At 55.7% G+C, this 24,170-nt stretch carries 22 protein-coding genes; 7 read left to right on the forward strand and 15 right to left on the reverse strand.

Going from position 1 to position 24,170, the window contains the following annotated elements; genetic code table 11:
* Positions 1–46 precede the first annotated feature (46 nt).
* Positions 47–844 (forward strand): tryptophan synthase subunit alpha, encoded by a 798-nt coding sequence (gene trpA, locus ACP9M6_RS00100; RefSeq protein ID WP_427452331.1) that lies wholly within the window; start codon positions 47–49, stop codon positions 842–844.
* Here trpA and ACP9M6_RS00105 read toward each other — a convergent pair.
* Positions 841–2,733, reverse strand: coding sequence for a tetratricopeptide repeat protein (locus ACP9M6_RS00105; RefSeq protein ID WP_427452333.1), 1,893 nt, complete (start codon positions 2,731–2,733; stop codon positions 841–843). The two genes, trpA and ACP9M6_RS00105, sit on opposite strands and share 4 nt — an antisense overlap.
* Before the next feature lie 81 nt (positions 2,734–2,814).
* Here ACP9M6_RS00105 and ACP9M6_RS00110 point away from each other — a divergent pair, with 81 nt between their 5' ends.
* From ACP9M6_RS00110 to ACP9M6_RS00120, 3 genes are read left to right on the forward strand one after another with little or no spacing between them, the layout of a single operon-like run.
* Positions 2,815–3,540, forward strand: coding sequence for a DUF6445 family protein (locus ACP9M6_RS00110; protein WP_427452335.1), 726 nt, complete (start codon positions 2,815–2,817; stop codon positions 3,538–3,540).
* 33 nt (positions 3,541–3,573) lie between these two features.
* Positions 3,574–4,452: an acetyl-CoA carboxylase, carboxyltransferase subunit beta gene (accD, locus tag ACP9M6_RS00115; protein WP_427452336.1), complete on the forward strand. Its 879-nt coding sequence runs from the start codon at positions 3,574–3,576 to the stop codon at positions 4,450–4,452.
* Positions 4,452–5,759: a bifunctional folylpolyglutamate synthase/dihydrofolate synthase gene (locus tag ACP9M6_RS00120; protein WP_427452338.1), complete on the forward strand. Its 1,308-nt coding sequence runs from the start codon at positions 4,452–4,454 to the stop codon at positions 5,757–5,759. Before accD ends, ACP9M6_RS00120 begins: the two co-directional genes overlap by 1 nt.
* Here the strand turns inward: ACP9M6_RS00120 and ACP9M6_RS00125 are convergent.
* The 8 genes from ACP9M6_RS00125 to tsaE all read right to left on the reverse strand — a co-directional run bounded on the left by ACP9M6_RS00125 (position 5,756) and on the right by tsaE (position 15,753).
* Positions 5,756–6,283 carry a peroxiredoxin-like family protein gene (locus tag ACP9M6_RS00125; RefSeq protein ID WP_427452340.1) on the reverse strand — a complete coding sequence of 176 codons (528 nt, stop codon included), beginning with the start codon at positions 6,281–6,283 and terminating at the stop codon, positions 5,756–5,758. The two genes, ACP9M6_RS00120 and ACP9M6_RS00125, sit on opposite strands and share 4 nt — an antisense overlap.
* A 40-nt stretch (positions 6,284–6,323) precedes the next feature.
* Positions 6,324–6,653 (reverse strand): hypothetical protein, encoded by a 330-nt coding sequence (locus tag ACP9M6_RS00130; RefSeq protein WP_427452342.1) that lies wholly within the window; start codon positions 6,651–6,653, stop codon positions 6,324–6,326.
* Between the two features lie 108 nt (positions 6,654–6,761).
* On the reverse strand, positions 6,762–7,082 hold the full coding sequence (gene trxA, locus ACP9M6_RS00135) for a thioredoxin (protein ID WP_427452344.1): 321 nt from the start codon (positions 7,080–7,082) through the stop codon (positions 6,762–6,764).
* A 31-nt stretch (positions 7,083–7,113) separates the two neighbouring features.
* Complete coding sequence (gene addA, locus ACP9M6_RS00140; protein ID WP_427452346.1) at positions 7,114–10,566, reverse strand: double-strand break repair helicase AddA; 3,453 nt, start codon at positions 10,564–10,566, stop codon at positions 7,114–7,116.
* Positions 10,559–13,540: a double-strand break repair protein AddB gene (gene addB / locus ACP9M6_RS00145; RefSeq protein ID WP_427452348.1), complete on the reverse strand. Its 2,982-nt coding sequence runs from the start codon at positions 13,538–13,540 to the stop codon at positions 10,559–10,561. Before addB ends, addA begins: the two co-directional genes overlap by 8 nt.
* Positions 13,537–14,253 carry a nucleotidyltransferase family protein gene (locus tag ACP9M6_RS00150; protein ID WP_427452350.1) on the reverse strand — a complete coding sequence of 239 codons (717 nt, stop codon included), beginning with the start codon at positions 14,251–14,253 and terminating at the stop codon, positions 13,537–13,539. The genes addB and ACP9M6_RS00150 overlap by 4 nt, the downstream gene beginning before the upstream one ends.
* A complete protein-coding gene (locus ACP9M6_RS00155) occupies positions 14,250–15,332 on the reverse strand; it encodes an aminoglycoside phosphotransferase family protein (protein ID WP_427452351.1) in 1,083 nt (360 codons plus the stop codon). Before ACP9M6_RS00155 ends, ACP9M6_RS00150 begins: the two co-directional genes overlap by 4 nt.
* Positions 15,325–15,753: a tRNA (adenosine(37)-N6)-threonylcarbamoyltransferase complex ATPase subunit type 1 TsaE gene (tsaE, locus tag ACP9M6_RS00160; RefSeq protein WP_427452353.1), complete on the reverse strand. Its 429-nt coding sequence runs from the start codon at positions 15,751–15,753 to the stop codon at positions 15,325–15,327. The genes ACP9M6_RS00155 and tsaE overlap by 8 nt, the downstream gene beginning before the upstream one ends.
* Before the next feature lie 78 nt (positions 15,754–15,831).
* Between tsaE and ACP9M6_RS00165 the strand changes: the two genes are divergently transcribed.
* Positions 15,832–16,149: a 2Fe-2S iron-sulfur cluster-binding protein gene (locus ACP9M6_RS00165; RefSeq protein ID WP_427452355.1), complete on the forward strand. Its 318-nt coding sequence runs from the start codon at positions 15,832–15,834 to the stop codon at positions 16,147–16,149.
* A gap of 17 nt (positions 16,150–16,166) precedes the next feature.
* Positions 16,167–16,862, forward strand: a complete 696-nt coding sequence (locus ACP9M6_RS00170) for a hypothetical protein (protein ID WP_427452356.1) — start codon at positions 16,167–16,169, stop codon at positions 16,860–16,862.
* 48 nt (positions 16,863–16,910) lie between these two features.
* On the opposite strand, the gene ACP9M6_RS00175 is transcribed toward ACP9M6_RS00170, so the two are convergent.
* A complete protein-coding gene (locus ACP9M6_RS00175) occupies positions 16,911–19,343 on the reverse strand; it encodes an ATP-binding protein (protein WP_427452358.1) in 2,433 nt (810 codons plus the stop codon).
* Between the two features lie 106 nt (positions 19,344–19,449).
* A complete protein-coding gene (gene glmM / locus ACP9M6_RS00180) occupies positions 19,450–20,796 on the reverse strand; it encodes a phosphoglucosamine mutase (protein ID WP_427452360.1) in 1,347 nt (448 codons plus the stop codon).
* A gap of 69 nt (positions 20,797–20,865) precedes the next feature.
* Between glmM and ACP9M6_RS00185 the strand changes: the two genes are divergently transcribed.
* Positions 20,866–21,825 (forward strand): GDP-L-fucose synthase family protein, encoded by a 960-nt coding sequence (locus tag ACP9M6_RS00185; protein WP_427452362.1) that lies wholly within the window; start codon positions 20,866–20,868, stop codon positions 21,823–21,825.
* A 10-nt stretch (positions 21,826–21,835) separates the two neighbouring features.
* On the opposite strand, the gene ACP9M6_RS00190 is transcribed toward ACP9M6_RS00185, so the two are convergent.
* The 4 genes from ACP9M6_RS00190 to ACP9M6_RS00205 all read right to left on the reverse strand — a co-directional run bounded on the left by ACP9M6_RS00190 (position 21,836) and on the right by ACP9M6_RS00205 (position 24,103).
* Positions 21,836–22,924 carry a mannose-1-phosphate guanylyltransferase gene (locus tag ACP9M6_RS00190; RefSeq protein WP_427452364.1) on the reverse strand — a complete coding sequence of 363 codons (1,089 nt, stop codon included), beginning with the start codon at positions 22,922–22,924 and terminating at the stop codon, positions 21,836–21,838.
* 65 nt (positions 22,925–22,989) lie between these two features.
* The gene (locus tag ACP9M6_RS00195) at positions 22,990–23,403 is read right to left on the reverse strand and encodes an energy transducer TonB (RefSeq protein WP_427452366.1); all 414 of its coding nucleotides are present in this window, start codon (positions 23,401–23,403) and stop codon (positions 22,990–22,992) included.
* Positions 23,400–23,693: an HPr family phosphocarrier protein gene (locus ACP9M6_RS00200; protein ID WP_427452368.1), complete on the reverse strand. Its 294-nt coding sequence runs from the start codon at positions 23,691–23,693 to the stop codon at positions 23,400–23,402. The genes ACP9M6_RS00195 and ACP9M6_RS00200 overlap by 4 nt, the downstream gene beginning before the upstream one ends.
* Before the next feature lie 5 nt (positions 23,694–23,698).
* The gene (locus tag ACP9M6_RS00205) at positions 23,699–24,103 is read right to left on the reverse strand and encodes a PTS sugar transporter subunit IIA (RefSeq protein WP_427452370.1); all 405 of its coding nucleotides are present in this window, start codon (positions 24,101–24,103) and stop codon (positions 23,699–23,701) included.
* Between the last annotated feature and the right edge of the window lie 67 nt (positions 24,104–24,170).

The raw sequence follows: 24,170 nt of genomic DNA on the forward strand, positions 1-24,170 counted from the left end.
CGATTCAGACTGGAAAGTGACGCTGACTGGCGGTAAAGCCCGCGCCATGACACAGCGTATAGAACAGACATTTGCCAAACGCAAAGCCGCCAATGAAGCTGTTTTCGTTGGCTATATGATGGGCGGCGATCCGGACCGCGCGACGAGCCAAGCCTTCCTGAACACCATGCCTGCGGCGGGCGTCGATATTATCGAATTGGGTATTCCGTTTACCGATCCCATGGCGGACGGCCTTGTCATTGAGAATGCGGGCATCCGGTCGCGCAAAGCGGGCACGACCCTCACAACTATTCTGGAAATGGCGACGGAGTTTCGCAAGTCTGATGACACTACGCCGATCATCGTGATGGGCTATGCCAATCCACTGCATCATATGGGCTATACCGACTTTGCGGCTGCCGCAAAAAAAGCGGGCGTGGACGGCGCGATCATTGTCGACCTGCCACCGGAAGAGGACGGCGAATTACGCGCGGCTTTCGAGGTCCACAATCTCGCCCTCATCCGCCTCGCAACACCGACAACGGATGCCGAGCGCCTCCCCAGAGTCGTCGCGGGCACAAAAGGCTTCGTCTATTACGTCTCCATGACCGGGATTACGGGCGCGAGTTTTGCGCAAGCCGGATCTGTCAAAGACCAAGTCGCCCGCGTGAAAACGGCCGCAAGCCTGCCCGTCGTCGTCGGCTTCGGCGTCAAAACACCTGAACGTGCCCGCGAAGTCGGAAAAGACGCGGACGGCGTCGTCGTCGGCACGGCCATTGTCAAAACGCTCCATGAAGAAGGCTCAGAGGCGGCGTTGGACCTCATCCGGTCATTGTCGGACGCGACGCATAAATCGCGCAGTTAGTCCTCGTCCCAGACTTTCGTACCATCCTGTATCGAAATGAGATCGTTGAGATATTGCTGGTAACGCGTCGTCAGCTTTCCCTGAGCATCCAATGACCGCGCCAGCGAGAGCGCCTCTTCCAATTCCGGGCGATCTTTCGGCTCAACATTTCCGCCTTTTAATATCACGATAGAATGTAGAATTGTGAGTCGTGACAGTTCCACAACATCCGGCTCCTCTTCCGTCGGCGGGATGGCTTCCGCATCAATTAAAAGATTGCGATAGGCGGCACGACCGGCCTCATAGCCCTCTTTTTCACCCCGCTCACTGGCTTGTAAAAAAAGAATATAAAAACGTGTATGGCGCGGGTCATGCGCGTCGGGACGCGACGCGATTTCAGCATTGAGAAATCCAATCGCGCGCTGGGTCAAATCCTCGGCAATTTTATCCGTACTCTCGGTCTCATATTCTTTGAAGAAATTCTGAATACCGTAAACAATGCTACGATAACGGCCCCAGGATTTACTGGTTTCTTCATCTTCCGTGCCCGTGAGGGCCGTTTCCAAATCTGTCAGGACGGTATCGAGCCGGTCCACCAAATCCCCTTCTTTCCCGAGACTCTGTTCTAGCAAGGCCTTGCTCAATTCAAATTGTACATGGTCCATCGCCAGATCAGCATCGTCCGGTCGACGGTCAGCCGCTGCACGGCTGAGTGTGACGGCGCGGTCCATTGCCTCAAGGGATCGTTCTCCCTCCTTCGCCCAGAACAGTAAGCCCGAATAAGCCGAATAGGCACGAGGCAGATCGGCGATGCCGCGTGCGTCACCCGTCTCGGCAATTCGACGGGCGATTTCCAATTGGCGCTCACCAATCTGGGCGACTTCTTCGAAACTCTCTTCGCTATAGGCGATGAAAATCGGAACATCATAGGCTCCACTGATCCGGCGCATCACACCCGTCCGGTCATCTTGCGGGGCTGATTTTAAAAGCTGTTCATATAGGGCGATTGATCGCTCAATATCCTCATTAGCCGCCTCAAAATCTCTTAAGCCAGCTTTCGCACTGGATAAAATCTGGTGTGACGTGGCGACAGCCCAAGCCGGATGATTTTCCATCTCCCGCTTTGATGCGAAGGTTTCCGGTAGGGTTTCAATATCGCTCTGCGCTTCCAAAGCCGCCATCTCGCGCTCAAGCGCCGCAATAGCGTCCGGCATGTCCGCCACACCGCCAGCAGAAATGAGAATGCCTAACGTGGAGGTCGTCGCCATCACCTTTTGCAATGACGTATCGGCCAACATCTCCGCTGTTTTTGCCGAGCGTTCCGCCGCAGTGTAATCGCCCTTGCGCGCCTGAATTTGAGACAGCAACGCAACAGCCCGGAAATTATCGGGATTGAGGGCAATCGACTTCCGAATGGCTTTCAGGGATCGCTCAATATCCCGACCATAAGAGAGTTCTGCCAGCAGCAACCAATCATCGCTCGTCTTGGCCTCGGCCTCTAAAATATCAAAACCTTCCTCGCGCGAATGCCGCAGTCCGATCATTTGTATGGCTTCTTTTTGACGCGCGGAGCCCGATGTCGCCAGTGTTTGGATGGCCTCGGTCACATTGCCATCGGGGGCGCTCTCATCGCCATAGAGGACACGGGCCAGACGCTCAGCCTCTTCAAGGCTGACATCTCCGCTCTGGACCATTTCGATGATCTTCTCTTGGCCAGATTTCTCCCCCGATTTGTCTGACAAAGCATTCATGGACAGAACTTGGAACAGCCCAACCACGCCGCCCAGCGTGGCCAAGGCCCCCAGACCTGTCCAGAGCACTTTCATCGTCCGCGACGCCCGGTCCCACAAGGGGAGCGTCGTCATTTTTGCGCCTGTCTCGGAGCTATCCATGTCGGGTGTCTGATCCATAGAAGAAGGTTAAACCTGTCACGCCGCAACTGGCAAGGGTGTCCGGCTTGTGACGTGTCGTTTTTGGCGATATGTCACCCCATGCCCGCTGGATTGACCCCGCCCCAGATAGATAAGCTCAAAGCTCTGCCTTTTGGTTGGGACGTATCGCAAATCCGCTACGGCGAAACGGGGCAGGTTATTGTCGTGATTGATAATTTCTCTCCAAACGCCAAGCGATTAGTTGAGCATAGCAAAACCCTGATTTATAAGCGGATGAACCCGCATTATCCGGGTATGCAGGCCCCTGCCCCGCCGCAATATCTACAGCCGCTTTTCCCCGCAATCGGCTTCATTTTGGCCCATGCATTTGAGCAGCCCGGCACGATGAAATTTGAAGCCTGTAATTTTTCCTACGTCACGACTCCGCCGGATGAATTGTCGACGTTCCAGCGGTATCCGCATTATGATGGTGGAAGCGATCGGAAGATTGCGCTCCTGCATTACTTATGTAGTCCTGACCAAGGCGGAACAAACTTCTACCGCCATGAGCGCACGGGATGGGAGACTGTAACACGCGAGCGGGATGCCGATTTTGAAACAGCTAGACGGGCGGATGTGCAAGACCATAGCTTGCGCCGGACAGGATATTTCCGCGAAAGTGGGGACGGATACACTTTGCTCAAATCTGTACCCGCCGCCTTTAACCGCGCGATCATTTATTCCAGCACGACGATACATTCTGGCGATTTAGGTGAAGCCCCGGCCTTTACCACCTCACCAGAAACAGGACGCCTGACAGTGAACAGCTTTCTTCTGCCAGCTTGAAAAGCCCGTCAAAATAGGCCAAGGCTCCGCGCTATGAACTGGCTCACGAAACTCACGCCGCCCGGCGTTAAATCCATCTTTACGAAGAAGGACACGCCCGACAATCTCTGGGTGAAATGTCCGAAATCGGGGGAGATGGTGTTCTCCGCCGACCTACCCGGATTGTTGCACGTCACGCCGGCCGGACACCATATGCGGATTGGGCCGGATATGCGGATGGATTACACCTTTGACGATGCAAAATATGAAGAGGTCGCGACACCCGAAGTCGCCAAAGATCCGCTCAAATTCAAGGATGACCAGAAATATACGGACCGCCTAAAAAAGGCACGGGCCAAGACCGGCGATCAGGATGCGATGTCTATCGGCGTTGGAAATATTCGCGGTATTCGAACCGTCATCCTCGTGCAGAACTTTGCCTTTATGGGTGGCTCTCTTGGCATGGCGGCGGGTGAAGGTTTCATCGCGGCGGCGGAATATGCCGTGGCGCATAAGCTACCGCTCGTCGTGTTCACAGCTGCAGGCGGGGCACGCATGCAAGAAGGCGCACTCTCCCTCATGCAAATGCCGCGCACCACGATTGCCGTGCAGGAAATGCGCGAAAATAACCTCCCCTATATCGTCGTCCTTTGTGACCCGACAACGGGCGGCGTCACGGCAAGTTACGCCATGATAGGCGATGTTCATTTGGCCGAACCAGGTGCGCTGATTTGTTTTGCGGGGCCACGTGTGATTGAGGAAACAATCCGTGAAAAATTACCGGAAGGCTTCCAACGCGCCGAATATTTGGAAGAACACGGCATGATCGACCGTGTGGTTGCACGGGGCGAGATGCGCAAAGTTCTGGGTGATATCCTCGCCGTACTAACGCAGCAAAGCGCGGAACCGTGTGCCGAACCTATCCCCGCATAATGTCGGATTTAGATAAGGTTCTGGCGCAACTCTCGGCGCTGCATCCGAAGAAAATTGATCTCGGTCTCGACCGGGTTCTCTCTGTTTTAGGAAAACTCGGCAATCCGCATTTACGTCTGCCACCCGCAATTCATATTGCGGGAACGAATGGCAAAGGCTCCACGACGGCTTTCCTGCGCGCCATGATTGAGGCGGAAGGCAAAACAGCTCACGTTTATACTTCGCCGCATCTCGTGCGGTTCAATGAACGGATTACGGCGGGATCAAAAGAGATTAATGACCCGGCACTTTTAGATGTCCTGCAACGGGTGATGGACGCCAATGGCGGTGAACCTCTCTCATTTTTTGAGGCCACAACCGCCGCCGCTTTCCTCGCGTTTTCCGAAAGTCCTGCGGATTACGCCCTCATCGAAGTCGGGCTTGGCGGGCGTTATGATGCGACGAATGTGTTTGAACCAGTCGCCTCCATCATCACGCCCATTAATTACGATCATGCGGAATTTCTAGGTCGGGAACTCACAGGCATTGCTCGTGAAAAGGCAGGCATTATTAAACACAAGATTCCCGTTTTTGTCGGTCGGCAGGAAGATATCGCCGCCTCTGTCCTGCGGAATGAAGCCACCAAACACCATGCACCTATTCAGTTCCTGACGGAAGATTTCCGCGCCTATCGTCAACATGACCGGATGGTCTTTGACTCCGATGATGCCTTACTTGACCTCCCCCGCCCCGCACTCATAGGTGCGCATCAGATTGAGAATGCCGGTGTCGCCATTGCAACCGCACGGTCCATAGGGATTTCAGATAAGGCCATTGAAGACGGCTTGAAAACGGTAACCTGGCCCGCACGGATGCAAAATCTGACAACAGGCCCCTTTGCCGAGATGGTCGCGGAAAGCGGCGGCGAACTTTGGCTGGATGGCGGCCATAACCCCCACGCGGCGGCAGCCCTTGCAACCGTCATGGCAGAGCTGCAGGATCGCAGGCCATGCGTTCTCGTCCTTGTCATGGGGATATTGGGGAACAAAGATGCGGGCGCATTTCTGGACGCGTTTACAGGATTGGCCAGCTCCGTTGTCGCGGTCGATATTCCCGGCTCCCCAGCTCTCTCACCTGAGACGATAAAAGAACTTGCGGAAAATCGGGGCATGATTGGGCAGATCGGGAAAAACCTCACCGCCGCCGTGCAGCGCGCAATCAATACAGGCGAAGCGCTCTCGCGTCAGGAAGTCACAGAGCCGATCATCCCACCGCGTATCTTGATCTGCGGCTCACTCTATCTCGCGGGGCAGGTCCTGAACGCTTAGGCGACACTCGTGCCGCGTGTTGGGTAATCGTGCTTAACGACGAAATCCAAACCATTCGCGACCTCGTCCAAAGGCGGACGTCCAAATGGTGTGTTCTGGATATATTCGGCATAGAGTGAGCCGTCAGGTTTGACGACAAATAACCCCGGTTCAGAAAAGAGATTGGGCTCATCGCTACCTTCGCGTTTGTCAGAGATAAAGAGCCCCCAGCTTTTGGCTGTCAGTAATCCCATGTCATAAGCAATCGGAATATTCTCGATTTCCCAGTCCTTTCGGGCTTTCCTTGCGCGGGCTTCACCGTCCATAGAAACGGCTACAATATCATAACCGCGTGATTTCAAATCCTCAACCATCGGGTCAATCGCCTGCAATTGGTCCTTACATTTCGGACAATGCAGGCCGCGATAAACAACAATGAGCGTAAAGTTTTCCGGTTCAGCCTCATGTATATCAAACTGACCCCCACCCAACAGTGGCAGGTCAAGCTCGGGTACGCGGCTTTTGGGATTAATTAATTCGGGCATATAGAAACCTTTTAAATAATTTTAGTGCGTAAAATCGAATTTACAGATTTTCCGGATTGACGGCTGTATCAAGATGGTTCGTCACGTCCGGATCTGCATTTCCGCGACCGCCACTTTTTAGCTTTTCCAGCCCGCGGTCTATTTCGTCAATGAGGGGCGCGAGACCGGCTTCGACATCGGCGCTATCGCGAGAGATCATTTCGCTGCGCAGTTCCTGCAACTGTTCAACACGTTGCTGGACCGGAAATTGGCTGGACATATATATGTCTTTGATTTCCGCCACCGTCGTTGGATTGGCGAGACCGGGCATATAACCATCGGAATTAATCGCCGTATCGACGGCGGCAATGTTCAAATCAGAATCGGGCATAATTTTCTCCTTCCCCTGATAAATGCACAAAGGTGGGGGAGAGTTCCGAGCCCGAATGAAAAACGCCGCCCCGAGGGACGGCGTGATTAAGCGGGACTGTGAGTAGGCCTAGGCGTGCTCTTCAACCCATTCTGTCAATTTGGATTTTGTCATCGCGCCGACTTTTGTCGCGACGACCTGACCGTCTTTGAAGATCATCAGCGTTGGAATACCTCGCACGTGAAACTTACCGGGCGTGTCGGGGCTCTCGTCAATATTGACCTTGGCAATTTTCATGCGGTCGCCCATTTCCTCGGAAATATCCTCCAGTGCGGGGCCAATCTGCTTACACGGGCCGCACCATTCCGCCCAGAAGTCGACCAAGACAGGTGTCGAGGATTGAAGGACGTCCTCAGCAAAAGACGCGTCCGATACTTTTACAGTCGCCATGAGATTCTCCTACACTGGCTGAATTCGTGACTCAGGAGATAGGGAGTGCAGCAATAGTCTTCAAGGATTCGTCCAATAACGGTTTTGGGAGCTCCATCAAGGACGGGCCGTCCGTCCAGAGCAGGGCACAGCGCACATCCCTATTTGGATAAATTTCCCGCGCGAGTTCCCGGTAAGCCGCCATCTGCCCCAGATAGAGATCGGACACATTGGCGGGGTCGGACGGTGGCGGACGGTTGGATTTATAATCCACGATGAAGACTTCTGTCTCAGTCACGCGGAGACGGTCGATTTGCGCATTCAAATAGAGATGGTCCGGCAGGCCAGAGGCGGAGCCTGCAAGGCTGACCTCAGCCCGAGACCCGGCGGCGAAAATCTCCGCAAAGTCAGGATTGTCCAGCACGGCGAAAACCTCTTCAATCACCGTCTCGCCCAAGCCGTCGGGGAGGTTCGCGTGACCTGACACTATGGTCGCCGCAACATCGCGGCGGCGGTCTACAGGGAACTCCGGTAGAACTTCGAGTAATTTATGAGTCAAATTTCCCCGTAGAAAAACAGACGCGTCGCGGGCTTTCCCCGGGGACCGCATAGCGGCTTCCAAAGGGGGATCCGACAGCAGGTGGGACGGTGTCACGCGTTGACCACGTCCTTCCGGTGCAGCGGGTGTGTGTATCCAGTCGGGCAAGGGTATTTGGGTCTCCTCACGAGGGACGACCTCATCGGTAAACGCTTCCGCCGCGCCGCCATAGACAAGAACATCCGTAACCTCGCCATTCAACTTGCGCTGCGCCGTCTCCGCACCCAAGGCCTCCATTGCGCGCGACATCCAGTCATACCAGCAGCCCGATTTCAGCTTCGTCGTTGCCCCGCCGACATGCGGGCCGCAAATGATCAGGCGCGATTCAGCCCGCGTCATCGCGACATAGAGCAAGCGCAATTGTTCCTGCGAAGTCCGCGCTTCGGCTTCCGTCTTGGCCTTATCGACAAATGGGACCGTATCGCCGGAGGCCGGTTTCCAGACATAACCGCCGTCCCCGTCGGGCAGTATAATATCCCGTTCGGTCGGCACAGATGTCGTATCCGGCAGGATGACAATCGGCGCTTCCAGCCCCTTGGCCCCGTGCACGGTCATCACGCGGACCTCGGAGATATTGCCGTCCAGCTCCCGTTTGATCTGCACATCGCCTTCGGAGAATGCTTTCAAGAAGGTTTGCAGATTCGGCGCCATGCGCGATTGATGCGCCAGAGCCTGATCCAGAAACGCTTCCAATGCGTCGCGGGCTTCGAGGGAGAGGCGCTTATAGAAACGTTTCCGCATCGACGCGCCCTTATATTCCACATCCAGAAAACGGGCGTAGAAGTCGAAGGGCGTGAGATTTTGAGAGGCTTTCAGGGCCGATGTCAGCACGTCAGCCGCCGCCGCATCACGCTCTTTCAGCGCCGCGAATAATGTGCCCTTCCGTCCAATTGCGACCTGCATCAACTGCTCATCATCATATCCGATGATCGGCGACTTCAGGACTTCGGCGAGGGAGAGGTCATCACTCGGCAAAAGGCAGAAGCGTGACAGGGCCAGCAGATCTTTGACGATAATCGCGTCAGATAATGTCAAACGGTCCGCGCCCGCAATCGGGATTTCATGGCGTTTAAGCTGCCGGATGAGGGCGTCGAACAAATCCCCGCGCCGCCGCACAAGGATGAGCACGTCCTGCGGTTTTGTGGGGCGCGTTTTGCCCAACCCACGATCAAAAATGGGTGCCTTTTCATCAATCCAGCTTTTGACCTGTCCGGCAATCGTCTTGGCGAGGACTTCGACCTGATGGCCCTGCCCTGTCGAATCGACGGGCGTTGTGTCCCACGGTTCGCGCTCTTCCGGCTTTTCCGGTGGCGGCGTGATCGGCCAGAATTCGACCAGGCCCGTGTCGTCGCGATGCGCGATGTGACGGACTTTGTCCGAGGCGGGCGGAAACTCCTGCGCATCGAACATAGCCTGCATTCCGCCCGTCTCGACGAGGAAACTATCGACAACATCCAGCACATGCTGCGTCGAGCGGAAGGACATGCGCATGCGAATGTCGGTGGTTGCATACTTGGACCGTCGGTGGATTTCTGTCAGAAACTGCTCCGGCTTCGCGCCCTGAAATCCGTAAATAGACTGCTTTTCATCCCCGACAGCAAAGAGCGTGCGCGGTTTATTTGGATCATCATCGGGATTTGCCTGAAAGAACGGTTCGGCGAGGATGTTAATAATTTCCCACTGTTCCGGCGCCGTATCCTGCGCCTCGTCCAGTAGAATATGCGAGATACCCCCATCCAGCTTATACCGCACCCACTCCGCCGCTTCGGACATTTGCAGCAGGCGGCGGACGAAGAGGATCTGGTCGGAGTAATCTAGTCCTCGCGCGGTGTGTTTCATGTCGCGGTAAAGCGCCGCATAACGTCCGGCGATGTCCTGCACGGATTTCGTCAGACGGAAAATATCGACGGCGCGCAGGCGTTGGGAGGTTTCCAACACACGGTCGGCCTCCGTCTCGATAAAGGCCGAGGCGCGGAGCGGGGTAGCGGCGAAAACCAGACGTTTTTTGAGCTCGTTCTTCTGCGTCAGCCAGACGGAGGTGAGCGCCTGAAACTTCGCCATCGGGTCGATAAGTTGCAACGCGGCATAGAGTGTGTCGCCATTCTTTACATCGGTCTTGCTGCTGCTCGACCGCAATTCCCCAATCACATGCGTTAGTTCGTCGGGATCGATGCCGAACCAGAAATCCTGCGCGATTTGTGCCGGATCGCGGAAGGTCCCGAGATCGAGTTTTTCCGCCAAAGCGTCCGTCCCCTTAGCGGCCCACGCTGTCACTTGCTGCGGCGAGCGCGCCATCCACGCATATAGGCCCTCCAGCGACGCATCGGCTTTTGCGAGGGTGAGATGGCGCAGGGCCGTGGCGAGATCACCTTCGGGTGCGTCCATCGCCTCAATCAGAATTTGCTGCTCGACCTTGGCCCGTATCTCCAGAATATCGACATCATCCAGCGGCTCGAACCCCGGTAGAATGCCCGCCTCGATCGGAAAGCGGGAGAGGATGCGTTCGCAGAAGGCGTGGATGGTCTGGACCTTCAACCCTTCCGGTGTTTCCAGCGCTTTGGCGAAGAGCTCCCGCGCCGTATTCAACGCAACGGGAGGGTTTTCCGCTTCCGGTGGATGGCCGAAAAGCTCCGTCAATTCCTCGCGCAATTGATCATCCCGCATGACCGACCAACTGCCCAAAGTGGAAAAGAGCCGTTCCTGCATCTCGGCAGCGGCAGCCTTGGTATAGGTCAGGCAGAGAATATCGGCGGGGTCCGCGCCGCGCAGGAGGATGCGTGACACGCGGGAGACTAGCACGCGTGTCTTACCCGATCCCGCATTAGCCGCGGCCAGTCGCGTGCCGGACGGATCCGCCGCCATGCGCTGCGCATGTGTCGCCTGTTCGAGCGGGGTGAGATCAGTCACGGTTCCCCTCCCCTAATATACCCGCCCATTCACCGCGTCGGGCGAGATCGTCAAAATCGGACCAGCTATTCGTGAATTTCGCGCGGACTTGTGATTGATAGGGCGTGGTCGGGTCGTCGAAACGGTCAATCAATTTGGAAAGCGTCTCAATCGACTCCTCCATCAATTCATCAACTGATTTCTCGTTCCCGATGCGTTTATATTCGAAATCGCCGCGCGAGCCTTTCACACGCATATAGCCGAGCTCAACGGTCTGTCCGGCCTTCAGGCCCTTCAATCCGCCCGCCTGCGCGATAAACGCTGCGAGGGGGAGTTGCGGATCGAACCCTGCCGCGACTTCCTTGTCACCCGTAGGCGTTCCGGTTTTGAAATCGACAAAGCCATAGCCTTCGGGATTGCGTTCAACGAAATCCATCTTGCCGCGAATGGTGAAGTCGCGCTCCGGCACGGCGGCCTCTCCCCAGACCTCCTGTCCCACAATATCGAAACCGTTTTTGTGGCGGCGATTTAACTCCTCTCGCAAAGCAAAGGCAATGGCCTCGAACCGCGCCTGTTCCTTCGCGATAATTTCAGGCTCATATCCGTAGAGCGCAAAAGCGTGTTTTAACGCGTCTATGAGTTTTTCATCATCGGCAGGCGCGAAAGGCGGATGATTGTCTGTCAGGTGGTTTTCGAGCCCGAGATGGATGGCTGAACCGAACTCGCTCGCGCCGAGCGGCTGTCCCAAATCGCGCAGGCGTTTGAGGCCGAGCACGTGTTTGCCATAGATTGAATAGGGATCTCGGATGAAGGTTTTGACCTCTGTAATAGACAGGCTGCGGCCCTTCTCAGTTGTCCAACGCGCGTCTTTGGGCGGCGTGGGGGTGGGTTCTTTTGCGGGTGTCACCGCTTCGACTGACACATGATCCAATTGCCGCGCCCAGTCGAGGACGTGATTGGCGGAGCCGAGCAGTTCATCACATCCGGCTTCTCCCACCGCGCCCTGCAGCAAAGTTTGCAAACGCCAGACCCAACGGCTCGCAATCGTCGGGCCGGATTCTGACCGCTTGGACCGCGTGAGATAAACCACCGGATTGGCCGCAAGTTCGAAGAAGTCATGCGCGGCGAGGCCATAACGACGCTCCGGGAGGCTGAGTTTCATATCCCGCCGCATCCCGCGCGAGAGAAACGGCCCCGGCGTCGGCGTGGCGGGCCAGATGGTTTCATTCAATCCACCCAGAACAATAACATCCGCCGCCAGCATCCGCGCTTCCAACGGCCCCAAAATCGATAATCGCGGGTGACGCCCATATCGGGGACGCACGACCAATCCCGTCATTAAGACCCGCATCAAGCGCAGAAAACCCTCTGCATCGACGGGCGGAAGATAATCGCCAAACATCACGATTTTTTCCAGCAGGTTCGCCGCGCTCTCGCCCGCTTCACCGCGCCAGAGAAATTCACCACCACTGCCTTCGCCGCGTCGGGCGATGCTCTCCATGACCGTGATCAGCGCGGAGGCCCATATGCCGGAGGGGGCGATATTATTTAATTCGGTCAGGACAGAGAGCGCCTGATTTAATTCAGTTTCTATTGCCTCCGGTTCGCGCGGTTCCGCATCCGGTTTTTGTTCGGTACGATAATATTGTCGCTCAATCGTCCGCCAGATTTTGCGCGTGCGTTCGGGGTCTTGCCCCAATCCCGTCAGCGGATGATTGAACAGAACGGAGCGCTCAACCTCTCCATCCGGATGTTGCGCGACGGCGAGAATAGCGTCGATAAACACACCCAGCGATGTCTCCGCCAGAGGTTCGCCCTGTGACATATCAACATCGACGGACCACCGTGCGAGTTGGGCGCGGACGCGGCGGGCGAGTTGTTGGTCGGGCGTCACGAGCGCCGCCGTGCGGGTTTTGCTTTCCAGTGCTTCGCGCAGAATGAGGGAGATCGCCAAGGCTTCTTCCGCATCGGACCGCGCCTCGACTAATGATAGGTCCTGCGTCGCTGTTGCAAACACGCCCTCGCCTCTATCCGTGCGGAGTTTATCGATCCGCCGCAACCAATCCGAAGTCTGCGAGACGGGCACCAGGGCTTCTTCCAAGATGCGGGCACGCGCGATCCGGCTTGGTGTATTTGCGGAAATATCTGAGGCGAAATCCCGAACCTCGCCACGATCCATACCGATATCCTGAATGACGAGTTTCATCCCGAATTGCGGATGTTGCTCGTCGATTTTTTTCCACGTCTCGTCATTATCCGTCGACTGAAATCCGGGCAGGACAACCAAGCCATTGGGCAGGTTGGCCACGATTTTCATAAGGCGGCGGGTAGCACGGAGACTACCGGTCGATCCCGCAATAATGACGGGATGGGCGGGTGGATTATCCGTCCAGCTTTCCACCAACGCGTCGAGCAATTTGACCTTTCGCGCCTGCGGTTCTTCCATTTTTAATTCTGCGAGGCGTTTCGGCCAGAAGTCTTGAATGATGCGGTAGAGCGTCGCCGAATCCTGAAAGTGTTTCGCAGCCTCGCCCATCAATCGCGCAAAGGCATCGCTCTCGGTCAGTTCCGCTTCTTCCAGCGCCGCATCGTCAAGAATGGCGAGCAACGGGTCGGCCATCGCCAACGCCGTCGCCGCATCCAGTGGCAGGTCCATGGCGCGTTCATGATAATGCGCCACGACCTGCGCCATTTCAAATCGTCGCTGTGTGGCATCGATTGCAGGGCCGACTTTACCGATTAACTCGCCGGGCTCGAATGGTGGCTCGTCCGGATCAATATCCGCGAGGGGGCGCATGCGCGGCAGCAATGTGGCTTTCGCACCCTCGCCCCGCGCCGCCATAACGAAAGCTTCGCCCATACCCCGCACAGCACGGCGCGTCGGTAGAAGTATGAGGCCGGACTGCAACTCGTCGCCAAACCGCTCCCGCAAACCCGCCGCCAATGTGGTCAGGAAGGGCAGACCCGAGGGCATGTTGACGACATTGGGTGTCACGTCTCTTTATCTTTAAGGCGCGCTTCCGCCGCATCCCGCGCTTGCGGGTCACCGACATGCATCCAGAACCCGTCAAGTGGGTGGCCATAGGCCGTGCCATCGGCCACGGTTTTGTACCAGACTTTCTTGCGCGTGAAGGGCACCATCGGTTCTTTGCGGAGGTGTTTGAGATTCATGATTTGAACGCCGGCATAAACATAGGGCGCGCTATCCCGCTCACCGCGCCAATCGAGACGACCGTCATAATTAAATAGAAAGTCCCCCTCCCCGTCATACCCCAGCGTCCGGTCTTTCGGCGCGAGGAGCAGGAGGTCATCCATGATCTCAGGACTCCAGCGCTTGATGAGGGACGGAATAACGGGTGCACCCGTCTCTTCCCAAATCGCATCGATATTGCAGATGAGGATGGGATCGTCACCGAGCAGCGGGAGCGCTTTAACGACACCGCCGCCTGTCTCCAAAAGTTCGTTCCGTTCATCGGAAATAATGATCTCTGGTCCGCTTGTAAGCGTTTTAAGATGCGCTTCCAGATGATCAGCATGGGCGTGGACATTGACAATGGCGCGCCGGACGCCTGCCACTTCCAACCGGTCCAACATATGATCAATAAGGGGGCGACCGCCTACCTCGACCATGGCCTTCGCCCGATCATTTGTCAGCGGGCGCATGCGTGTGCCATGCCCCGCAGCCATCACCATAGCAGTCTCGATCATGACAGCTCACCCGGTAGATATTTCGCGAACCAAGCGCGAAGATCGTGAAAAGACTCGCCTTGAATATTTTTCGTAAAATGCGCGTGCACCCGCGGAATGAGGTCTCGGTAAGCAGGCTTTCCATCCCGTTCCGCCAAGCGCACGAAAATACCGAGTATCTTCGCATTTCGTTGCGCGCCCATCGCGGCATAGGCTCTGCGGAAACCGTCATGATTACCGATTTTCGCGGCGTCACAGAAACGGTCAATTAACGGTTCAACCAAGTTTGGCGAAACATCGCGCCGCGCATCTTCAAGAAAGCTGACGAGGTCATAAGCAGGATGCGCGAAAAGCGCGTCCTGGAAGTCAATAAGCCCGACGCAGGAAACAGAGTCCCGTTCCGGTAACCAGAACAGGTTTTCGGCGTGGAAGTCACGGAGGGCGAGACCGGGCGCATGCGCCTCCAATGCGACAAATAAGTCCCGCCAGATCGTATCCCAGGCGTCCCTTGCGACATCGGAAATCTCCGCGCCCTTATCCATCGCATACCAATCCAGAAAGAGGTGAGTTTCTGCGAGTAGAGCCGTTTCATCATACCTCCGCACCCGCCATTGCGCATCTCGCCAGCGCATTTTCGCAGGGAAAGAACTTCGGTAAATTTCGCCGAGACAGTCCACCGCCGCCTCGTAAAGCGGGCGTTCCATTTCGGGGTTATCTTCAATCACCCGCGCATAAACCGATGCGCCGAAGTCCTCTAATAAAAGGAAGCCATTGTCCAAATCCGCCGACATGATCTCCGGGGCAGAAAACCCGCGTGTGACCAGCTCATTATCAATGGCGACAAAAGCGGAAGGGTCGGGACCGGCAAGTCTCGCAATCGCATTATAGCCCAATTTGATCCGATCTTCGACGCTTGCCCCTTCCGGTTCATTCGGTGCCTCCGCACCTTTGGGTGCATCCATCAGGACCGCGATGTCATGGCCGCGCGTGAGCCGGAAATAGCGGCGAGAAGACGCGTCGCCCGGGAAGGCTTCAACCTCAGCATCTGCCCAGCCTGAGGCCTTGATAAAGGTGTCCATATCAGCGCGACGCTCAGACATCGAAATTGCCCCAGCCCGTCAATTTAACCTGACGACCTTCGCCTTCAAACCCGATCTCAATCGTCATCGCGTCGTCTGGCAGGAGCGCGCCAAGCCGGTCCGGCCATTCGAGGATGCAGGCCGCCTCGCCCATCGCGTCGATCAGGCCCAATTCATAGGCCTCATCCGGATGTTCCAACCGGTAGAGGTCACAATGCCAGAGCTCATAATTCGGAAGCTCATAGGTTTGGACGAGCGTGTAAGTCGGCGAGGGTACGGTTTCACGGGGGAGCGCGACTTGGACCAAACCCCGCACCAAAGTCGTTTTCCCTGCCCCCAATCCACCGATTAGCGCGACGGTGTCGCCCGCACGCAAAGCACGTCCCAGCTGTGCGCCCAGCGCCAACATCGCAGCTTCATCTTTTACGGAAATCTGAGTCATGCCAGATGTCTAGCGCCTTGCAAAACCCGCGCAAGCCCTTACGTAAATGCCAACACAGTCAGACGAAAGAAATCGCCCATGCCCAAGATCATTTTCATCGACCATGCGAATGAACGTCGCGAAGTAGAGACTAAGAACGGCACTTCCGTCATGGAAGCCGCCGTACAGAATATGATTCCAGGCATTGATGCAGATTGCGGCGGCGCTTGCGCCTGCGCGACCTGCCACGTTTACATTGAGGGCGACTACCTTTCTAAGCTGAAAGAGAAAGACGATATGGAAGATTCCATGTTGGATTTCGCCGAAAACGTACAGGACAATTCACGTCTAAGCTGTCAAATTTTGATGAGCGATGCGTTGGATGGGATTGAGGTTAAAACACCTGAGAGTCAGTAGGGTTTAGGGCCAACACCTTGCAAATTCTGTTTCGTATAATCAGTGAAACAGTAAAATTTCTGACCTTCAGGAATGTCAAATTCAACATTCCGTCAAATCCCAAAGCCTATTTCCTGACAGCTATCCTCTTCGCTTGGATAGCTGGTGTCGGGCGGTATTGGGATCACCCTTCGGCCGATTGGTATCAATATGCGGGTCTAAGGTCGATTGCCTATATTTTTATATTATCAACTGTTCTGTATGTAATCGTCTGGCCCTTGCGCCGTGAACGTTGGCACTGGTTATCGGTTTTCGTCTTTGTCGGCCTCACCTCTCCTTTAGCTTGGCTATATGCTATTCCGGTGGAACAGTTCACGGCCCCGCAGACTGCAATTCAGATTAATCTGAGGTTTTTGATGGTTGTCGCCCTATGGCGTATTGCACTCTATGGAATGTTTTTATGGCGCTATGCGGGATTACGTAATGCCAGCTTTGTCGCAGCGCTTTTGGCTCCGCTTGCGCTTATACTCTTTGCTTTGGTGGCCTTGAATTTAGAAGATGCTATTTTCGAAATCATGGCAGGAATTGAGCGTGAGCGGACTCCTGAACAAGATTTAGCGGATGCTCGCTTTGGAATTGTCAATGTCCTGTTTGTCTTCAGCCTAATAACCGTTCCGGTTTGGCTACTGGCCTATTTGATTGGACTGTTAGATAAATATAAAGGTCGGGCTTGAAGTCCAAGTTGTTTACTAAGCTCGAAGCGACCACCCCAATTTAATATCTCAACCCTCAAACAATTCCGGATGTCCTGCATCGCTCGCCGCCTCTTTTGGCAGGTAGCAGGTGACATGCGTGCCCTGCCCCTCGTCACTTTCCAACTCGACCCAACCGCCATGACGTTCAACAAAACGTTGGACGAGCGCCAGCCCTAATCCTGCGCCGCCGCGGGAGGATTGGAAGCTCTCGAAGACTTGGCTCTGTTGGTTGGAAGGAATGCCGACGCCGTCATCTTTGACCCAGATTTTGACACCGCCGCCAGGCGCACGCTCTCCGCCGAGCTGTATCAATCCACCGGATTTTGTAAAGCGCAGCGCATTTGACAACAGATTATAAACAACCTGTTTTAACCGTTTTCCATCCGCGCGGATCATACCGATATTTTCGGGACACTCCAATTCCATCGCGATCTTCGTGTCTTCCGCCTTGGTCGCCACATAATCCAACGCGTGAGAGAGCAAGTCGTAAATGTCGACATCCCCCAGATCGAGGTCGAGCACATTGGCTTCAATCGCGGCAATATCCAGAATATCATCAATGATTTTGGCGAGGTCTTCGGACGCACTCTGAATGGCGAAGACATATTCGCTCTGCTTATCATTCATCTCGCCCGCGCCGCCATTTTGCAGGAAATCCGCATAGCCGGAGATTGTCGTCAACGGTGTACGCAGTTGGTAACTCACGTGACCGACAAATTCGGTTTTCATCCGGTCGGCCTCTTCCAGCGCTTCGGCGCGTTCGATAAGCGCGGCTTCCGCACGACGGGCAGAGGTCACATCATCCCACGCAATCAGGGTTGCACCATCCGGTAGAGGCTTGGAGAGCCATGTCAGCATTTTATCATCGGAGCGGCGGATTTCGCCTTCGACCTGTCGCCTAACTTCGGGATTTGGATCAGTGGCACGCGCTTTCAGGTCGTCCCAGAAATGACGGTCATGATAGAGCGGCAGGCAAAGATTGATAATCGCAGAGAAACGAGGACTGTCTTTCAGGTCGTCTTCCGGCAGGCTCCACATCCGAGCAAAGGCATTATTGTGGATTTTCAGGCGACCATCCGTCCCGAACACGGCGATACCTTCTGAAAGTTTATCCAACGTCGCACGTTGCACATTAATCAGAGTGCCGAGACGCCCCTCCATCTCAATCTTATTCGTCATATCCGAGAACATGAGCGAAATCCCGCCCTGCGGGTCGCGCATGCGGACAAGGCGCAGTGTCTTACCATCCGGCAGACTCCAGAGAGTCGGCGTGACTTCGGACGGCCAACTCGTGTAGAAGTCCAGTTCTTCGGCTTTCCAATTCCGGTAATCCGGATGTACGGGCAGCAAGTTCCGTTCGCGCATTTGGTCAAGCCATTCGGAATGTGTCGTTTTATCCCGCGACCAGGCTTCGTCTAATCCAAACAATTTACGGAAAGCGGCATTGTCAAATTGGACGATCTTGTCCGCGCCAAAAATGACGACGGCCTCATCCATGGAATTCAGCAATTTATCATGGGCGGATTTATGTTGGTTCAGGCGTTCGCGCAGATCGACGGTTTCTTCGGCATCCAACGCGATGCCCGCCACGCCGCCATTGACGGGGAAGAGCGAGATGTTCGTCGCGCGGCGTTCACCGCCAAGAACGATATTGCGAGTGCCGTCGCGCTGTTTTTGTTCCGAGAGAACGGTTCGCGCATCTTCTGAGGCTTGCTGGTCCAAATGGATTTGATTCTGCGCCACATCGCGGACATCTGACGCCCCGACGGCTTCGACATAGGCATCATTGACCCAATTGATGCGGCCGGAGCCGTTCATCCGCCAGAGCGGGAACGGGGCCCGGCTCATCATCTCAATAAAGGCGATAGGGTCTGTTTCCGATGTGATACGGGAATTTTCAAACCGCGAAATGGCGGCTTTTTCATCTTCGCCGCGAATGGAGGCATCTTCGAGCCAGAGGACGACTTGACGTCCCGCGACACGGCCATCGGCCTCAATCACATTGCCTTCCGGCAGAACGATGGAAATGGAGAAGGGCTCACCCTTGGTCCGCAAATTTTGGATATATTGGCGAAGCGGGCGCGAATCCGCCGCTTCTGAAATCGTGTTTAAATCCGCAATCCCGTCGAGCACCCGCATGGCAAGACTGTTAGAGGCCGCGCGATCCGCGAAGCGTAGAATAGAGGCAAGTGCGGCGGGACTACCGAGAACTTTCGGGTCACCCCAGCCCATATCCGCAATTTCAGCCGTTTCTTCCCATACCAAGATAAGACCGGGATAGGCGCCCATAATGGCGTCCAAACCACCTAAACGACGGTCCAGTTCCGTCGCTTTAGCTTTCCAGCCAGCTCCGGCAGCGCCTTCGCGCAGAGCCAAACGGAGGGCGAAGAGAATAGCAACGACGGCGACAACCACCGCGCCCAAACCAACCCATGTCATGATGTCAGACCCGCCAAACATTGGTCGTGACCGCCTCCTCGCGAAATTCCCCTGAAATAAGGCCTTAGCCAGTCAGACTGATTTGGGGAAGCCGCGATTGCGGTTGTGCGCGTAAAAAGGCGTCAGGTCAGGCCGCAAGTCGTTCGATGACCGAAACGAGTTCATCCGTCACGCGGTCCACCTTGGCCGGATCGTCCCCTTCCGCCATCACGCGGATCAGTGGTTCCGTGCCCGACGCGCGCACCAGAACGCGGCCTGAATTCCCAAACTCAGCTTTGGCCGCCTCAATCGCGGATTGGAGCTCTGCGTGGAGCATCGGGCTCTCACCGGAATAGCGCACATTTTTGAGCATCTGCGGAACGGGTTCAAACAGGGATAGAACTTCGCTGGCAGGTTTCTCCTGACGGATGATCTCGGCCAGCACCTGCAGCGCCGCGACTGTGCCGTCCCCCGTCGGGGTGTAATCCGTCATCAGGAGGTGACCCGACTGCTCACCACCGAGATTATATCCGTCCTTGCGCATCCGTGCGGCGACATGGCGGTCCCCGACAGGTGTGCGGATGAAGTCCAGTTTCTTATCCTCAATGAACCGTTCCAGACCCAGATTGGACATGACTGTTGCAACAATGCCCGGCTTTGCGAGTTGGCCCGTTTTCTGCCAACCTGAGCCCATCAAGGCGAGGAGTTGGTCACCATCAATAATTCGGCCTTTCTCATCACACATGATGAGACGGTCCGCATCACCGTCCAGTGCAATTCCGACATCCGCGCCCTGCGCGACAACTTGCTCGGACAGCAAATCCGTGTGGGTTGAGCCACAATCCTTATTGATGTTTGTGCCGTCCGGCGAGACGCCAATTGGAATGACGCTTTCCGCGCCCAGTTCCCAGAGCGTTGCAGGTGCGGTTTTATAGGCGGCCCCATTGGCGCAATCGATTACGATTTTTAGACCCGATAAGCGCATTCGTCGCGGGAATGTGGCTTTCGCAATTTCGATATAGCGCGCCTGCATATCCTCATAACGCACAACACGGCCCAGATTGGCGGATTCTGCTAAACCTTGGCCGGGCTCCAGCAGATAACTTTCAATCTGGCTTTCCGCCTCATCCGAGAGTTTACGCCCACCGGGGCCAAAAAACTTAATGCCGTTATCGTGGTACTTATTATGACTGGCCGTAATCATGACGCCCATATCCGCCCGCAAGGTGCGCGTCAGCAGCGACACGGCAGGCGTCGGGAGAGGCCCTGTGAGTTTCACATCCATACCCGCACTCGTGAAACCCGCGACGAGGGCCGGTTCAATCATATAGCCGGACAGGCGCGTATCCTTGCCAATCACGACGGAGGGTCGACGGCCATGTGTGGCTTGGAAATAGCGACCCGCCGCTTGGCCGAGGCGCATCACACTGTCGGGTGTCATCTTCCCGGCATTGGCCAGTCCGCGCACACCATCTGTTCCAAAAAATTTAGCCATGTCAGCCCTTACCAAATTTCAAGATTCGCATCCGTTTGATTCTCTCTGCCTTTAGCGTAAGGCAAAATTATGAAGGAAGCGGAAAATCACAGCGAATATAATTTGTCCGGCAAACGCGTTTGGGTGGCTGGGGCCAATGGCATGGTCGGCGGCGCGCTCGTGCGGCGATTGGCCGACGAAAGTGTAGCAGACGTACTGACCCCGACATCGGGTGAGTTGGACCTGCGCGATCAGGCTACGACTTTGGCATGGATTGAAGCCAACAGACCTGACGCGGTCTTTGTAGCGGCGGCACGGGTGGGCGGCATTCACGCCAACTCCACTTATCCGGCGCAATTTCTCTATGACAATTTGATGATTGCGGCGAATGTCATGCATGGATCCCATGTCGCGGGGGTAGAAAAGCTGCTCTATCTCGGCAGTTCATGCATTTATCCGAAATTCGCGCCTCAACCCATTCCGGAAACGGCGCTTTTAACGGGTCCGTTAGAGCCGACCAACTCGGCCTATGCCGTGGCGAAAATCGCGGGCATTCACATGTGCCAAACTTACCGCGAGCAATATGGGTCGGATTTTATCTCGGCCATGCCGTGCAATCTGTACGGGCGCGGCGATAATTATCATCCGGAAAACAGCCATGTCATTCCCGCGCTACTGCGGCGGGCAGATGCGGCGAAAAAGGCGGGCGACCCGGAACTGACGATTTGGGGTACGGGTACGCCGCTGCGCGAATTCCTCGACGCAGATGATGCAGCTGATGCGATGGTTCACATTATGAAAGTCTGGTCCTCACCCGAGATCGTCAATATCGGCTCAGGGATTGAGACCTCTATTGCCGAACTGGCAGAGGCCGTTGTTAAAGCCGTCGGTTATGAAGGGAAGCTCGTCTTTGACCGGACCAAGCCTGACGGAACACCGCGTAAATTGATGGACAGTCAACGCTTGCGCGGCATGGGCTGGCGGCCAAAAACGGAACTGACCGAAGGGTTGAAAGCGGCTTACGGGATGTATTTGGAAGAAAACGCTTAAGGGCTTAGACTTACAAAAGCTCCGTCTTCCCCTCCTCCTTCAACTGCACAACGATATCCTTCACATTTTGCGCACGGTCCAAATTCAAGACGAGTACACGCCCTTCTTTCACGATCACTGCAACATTATCCAACCCGACAACCGCAACGCTCGGGCCGTCCGTTTCGACCAGCGCATTGGTTGTGTGTGACAAGCGCACATCACCTGAAAGTGCCAAACCCTGATCATCGGCTTTCAACGCATGTAGCGCTTTGAACGACCCGATATCGTGCCAGCCGAGATTACACGGGATGACGGCCGCTTTGGCCGTGTGTTCCATAACGGCCTTATCCACGGGCTCATCATCACAATCCGCGAAGGCTTCCGCATCCAAAGAGATTGTACCGTCGGACGTCATCGCACTGTCATAGGCGCGTCTGGCGGGGCCTTCAACATTGGGGGAATACGTCGCCATTTCCTCGATGAGGGTCGTCGCGTTGAACAGGAAGATACCGGAATTCCAGAAATACCCGCCCTCTTCAAGATAGGCCTCCGCCACATCTTTGACTGGTTTTTCGACGAATTTATCGACGAAGAAGGCGCCGGGACTGAGGACGTCACCTTTGTGAATATAGCCAAAACCCGTCGCTGCATGGTCAGGCGTAATCCCGAATGTGACAAGGTGGCCCTTGGCCGCGACAGGTGCGCCTGCGGCGACAACACGGCGGAACGCGTCAGGTTTGGTGATGTGATGATCTGCAGGCGCGAGGAGGAAGAGCGCGTCGTCCTGCACGGAGAGCGCGTGGAGCGCAGCGACCACGGCAGCGGGCGCGGTATTCCGCCCCATCGGCTCAACGATGACCGCTCCGATCTCCATACCAATCTCTGCCATTTGTTGGCGGATCATCGCTTCGTGGGAGGCATTGCAGATAAAGACGGGCGGGTGGAACATCTCGCCCGTAAACCGCGCAGCCGTTTCCTGTATCATCGTCTCATCCGTCACGAGCGGGAGAAGTTGCTTGGGTTCAGCCTTGCGTGAGGCTGGCCAGAGCCGGCTGCCCGCGCCACCCGACAGGATAATTGGTACAATTTTCTCTATATCGCGCAGTGTATCTGACATGCGGAACCCACCCCTATTGTGTCATGAAAATGAAAGAACTGCAGGAAGCCTGCCAACTCTCTCAATTATGAGCCGAGTGTAACTTTACCCGCGCGGTAGCGCAAGAGAACCCGACAATTGTAGAGAGGTTCTGCCGGCGGGCGAAAGCGCCAGCCCTCTGCCGCTTTTTTCGATGTGCCGTCAAACAATCCATCCGGGACAGAGCGCTCAATCCGCACATTTTCTGTCTCGCCGCTTGCTGCGACATCCAGTCGGATAATCGTCCAACCCTGCCGCCCACCTCGAAACGCGCGGGTGGGATAGTCGGGTAATTCGAAACTAACAGCCGCGAGTTTCTCTCCGCCGATGCAATCATCCGGATCGGAATAGCCTTTGACCCAAGGATCGGGGGGGTAGGCGGATTTTGGATTAAACACGCTGGCCGAGCCGCATCCCGTTAGGAACACCGCAGCCAATCCGATGAGCGCCAGCCGTCTCATTCGTCTTCCAATTCGAGAAAACCCTCATTGACGAGTTTCGTCAGCGCCTCGACAACGCCCCCCGCCTCAGGACCTTCCGCCTCGACGGTGATGTCTTCGCCGTAAGCTGAGCCCAATAAGAGTAAGTCCAACACACTATCGGCTTCGACCCTCTCAGCACATGTATCATTATGGCTCTTTACATGAACCTTGGCGTTATAGCGCAACACGCATTCCATGAATTTATTCGACGCGCGGGCATGAAGGCCGCGTTTGTTAACGAGGGTCAGACGGGCGGAGGCAGAGGTCATAAAACCTATGCGCCGCCGGACAGGATTTGCGAGGCAATCGCGATATAGCGCTGACCTGCATCTTTTGCCTTTTGCGACGCTTCCGCCAGGTTCGCCGTTTCCCGCGCTTCGGCGAGTTTGATGAGCATGGGCAAGTTCACCCCCGCCAGGACTTCGACCTTGCCGTCGCGCAGCATGGATATTGCGAGATTTGACGGCGTGCCGCCAAACATATCGGTCAGAAGAATGACCCCGGCCCGACTATCCACACGTTCAACCGCGGCGCGGATATCGTTGCGACGGCGCTCCATATCGTCATCGGGACCGATACAGATGGTTTCCATCATATCCTGTGGCCCGACGACATGTTCTGTCGCGCGGCGCAGTTCGATGGCCAGTTGACCGTGTGTAACAATGACAAGTCCAATCAAGAGAGGACCTTTCCAACTCAATTTGAAATCTCACCTAATCAAAATTAGGCGGGACTGTGAAGCGCTA

Source organism: Litorimonas sp. WD9-15 (assembly GCF_050271975.1).
Classification (GTDB): Bacteria; Pseudomonadota; Alphaproteobacteria; order Caulobacterales; family Maricaulaceae; genus Litorimonas.